Annotated in this window: 2 protein-coding genes and 1 pseudogene; 2 read left to right on the top strand and 1 reads right to left on the bottom strand. The window is 69.6% G+C overall.

Going from position 1 to position 2,216, the window contains the following annotated elements:
* Nucleotides 1-358, bottom strand: a pseudogene (locus G3N93_RS38350) (hypothetical protein); the annotation flags it as partial.
* Between the two features lie 86 nt (nt 359-444).
* Between G3N93_RS38350 and mutM the strand changes: the two are divergent.
* Nucleotides 445-1,272, top strand: coding sequence for a bifunctional DNA-formamidopyrimidine glycosylase/DNA-(apurinic or apyrimidinic site) lyase (mutM, locus tag G3N93_RS38345; RefSeq protein ID WP_174937832.1), 828 nt, complete (start codon nt 445-447; stop codon nt 1,270-1,272).
* Nucleotides 1,273-1,296: 24 nt separating this feature from the next.
* Nucleotides 1,297-2,216, top strand: a 920-nt coding sequence (gene mutY, locus G3N93_RS38340) for an A/G-specific adenine glycosylase (RefSeq protein ID WP_241026882.1), incomplete at its 3' end; no start/stop codon positions are given.

Genomic DNA, 2,216 nt, shown 5'->3' with positions numbered 1-2,216 from the left:
GCTCGGTCGCACGCTGCGCCATGCGCGGATCGCGCGTGTCGCGGGCGAGCGCGAGGTAGGTCTGGTAGGCCGGCGCGGGCTGGTTACGCTGCAGCGCGACCTCGGCGGCGAGCACCTGGTAGACGATCTGGCTCGTCAGCGGAACGCCGGGGAGATCCTTTTTCTCGTCCGGCATCACATGCTCGAACGCGCCCTGCGACTCCGCGTCGTCCGATGCCGGATCCTGCGCGTGGGCCGGGAAGGCGGTGAGGGTCCAGGCGGCAAACAGCGCGGCGCCGAGTGCACGGCGGACCGGGAAGGCGCGCGCGCCGCGCACGGCGGCGGGGCGCTTCTGAAGCAGCTTCGAGGGCAGGGTCATGGAAATCCGTTCGATGTTTCAACCGATTGTAACGCGCTCGCTACAATACACGCACGATCGTGAATCCAGTCTCAGACCCGCAAAACATGCCAGAGTTGCCAGAAGTCGAAGTCACGCGCCGGGGCATCGAGCCCTTTGTCGCGGGCCGCCGCGTCGAGCGTGTCGACGTCCGTACCGAGATGCTGCGCTGGCCCGTGCCGGCCGGGCTCGCCGAGCAATTGCGCGCGCGCGAGGTGCTCGCCGTCGAGCGCCGTGGCAAGTACCTGCTGTTCGAGGTCGACGCGGGCTGGTTCATCGTCCATCTCGGCATGACGGGTACGTTGCGCGTGCTGCCCGCGGACGGCGTGCCGGTCGCCGCGAAGCATGACCACATCGACTGGATCTTCGACGAATTCGTGCTGCGGTTCCGCGATCCGCGCCGTTTCGGCGCGGTGCTGTGGCACCCGCGCGAAGCGGGCGACGTGCATGCGCATCCGCTCCTCGCGAGCCTCGGCGTCGAGCCGTTCTCGCCGGCGTTCACCGGCGCGCTGCTGCACGCGCGCACGCGCGGCCGCACCGTGTCGGTCAAGCAGGCGCTGCTCGCGGGCGACATGGTCGTCGGCGTCGGCAACATCTATGCGTCGGAGAGCCTGTTTCGCGCCGGCATCCGGCCGACGACGGCCGCCGGCAAGGTGTCGCTGCCGCGCTACGAGCGGCTGGCCGACGCGGTGCGCGCGACGCTTGCCGACGCGATCGAGCGCGGCGGCAGCACGTTGCGCGATTTTGTCGGCAGCAACGGCGAAAGCGGCTATTTCCAGCTCGACTGCTTCGTGTACGACCGAGCGGGCCAGCCATGCCGCGTATGCAACACGCCGATCCGCCAGATCGTACAGGGCCAGCGGTCGACCTATTTCTGCCCGACCTGCCAGCGTTGAAACCTTTTTCCACGATTAGATAACTTGAAGCCGCCCCGCATCACCCCCGCACCGTTCCCCGTCACGCCGCTGCATCGCACGTTCGCCACGCGCCTGGTCGCGTGGCAGCGCGAGCACGGCCGCCACGACCTGCCATGGCAGAACACCCGCGATCCGTACCGGATCTGGCTGTCGGAAATCATGCTGCAGCAGACGCAGGTATCGACCGTCATCCCGTATTACACGCGCTTTCTCGAACGCTACCCCGACGTCGCCGCGCTCGCGGCCGCGCCGACCGACGACGTGATGGCGCTGTGGGCGGGGCTCGGCTACTACTCGCGCGCGCGCAATCTGCACCGCTGCGCGCAGGTCGTCGTTGCCGAGCACGGCGGTGCGTTTCCGGCGACGCCCGACGCACTGGCCGAATTGCCGGGCATCGGCCGCTCGACGGCTGCGGCGATCGCGTCGTTCGCGTACGGCGCGCGCGCGACGATCCTCGACGGCAACGTGAAGCGCGTGCTTGCGCGGGTGTTCGGCGTCGAGGGCTTTCCGGGCGAGAAGCGCGTCGAGAACGACATGTGGGCGCTCGCCGAATCGCTGTTGCCCGACGCGGCGAACGCGGCCGACGTGAGCGCTTATACGCAGGGGCTGATGGATCTCGGCGCGACGCTGTGCGTGCGCGGCAAGCCCGATTGCGCGCGCTGCCCGTTCGCGGGCGACTGCGTCGCGCAATCGACGGGCCGCCAGCGCGAACTGCCGGCTGCGCGGCCGAAGAAGGCCGTGCCGACCCGCAAGACCTGGATGCTCGTGCTGCGCGACGGTGAAGCCGTGCTGCTCGAACGGCGGACGCCGACCGGTATGTGGGGCGGGTTGTGGAGCCTGCCGCAGGCGGACGGCGAGCTACGAAGGGCGGGCGGGAGGGGAAGAGTGGGCGCAGGGAGGTCGAGCTCGGGGGGGGCAGTATC

Origin of the sequence: Burkholderia sp. Se-20378 (assembly GCF_017104665.1) — a bacterium.
GTDB classification, from domain to species: Bacteria; Pseudomonadota; Gammaproteobacteria; order Burkholderiales; family Burkholderiaceae; genus Burkholderia; species Burkholderia lata.
The sequence above is the reverse complement of the archived record's forward strand: the minus strand, read 5'-3'. Positions and strand labels throughout refer to the sequence as shown.

What these genes read in the sequence shown, in the direction of transcription:
- mutM (WP_174937832.1), top strand. Translation starts at nt 445, where the DNA reads ATGCCAGAGTTGCCAGAAGTCGAAGTCACGCGCCGGGGCATCGAGCCC.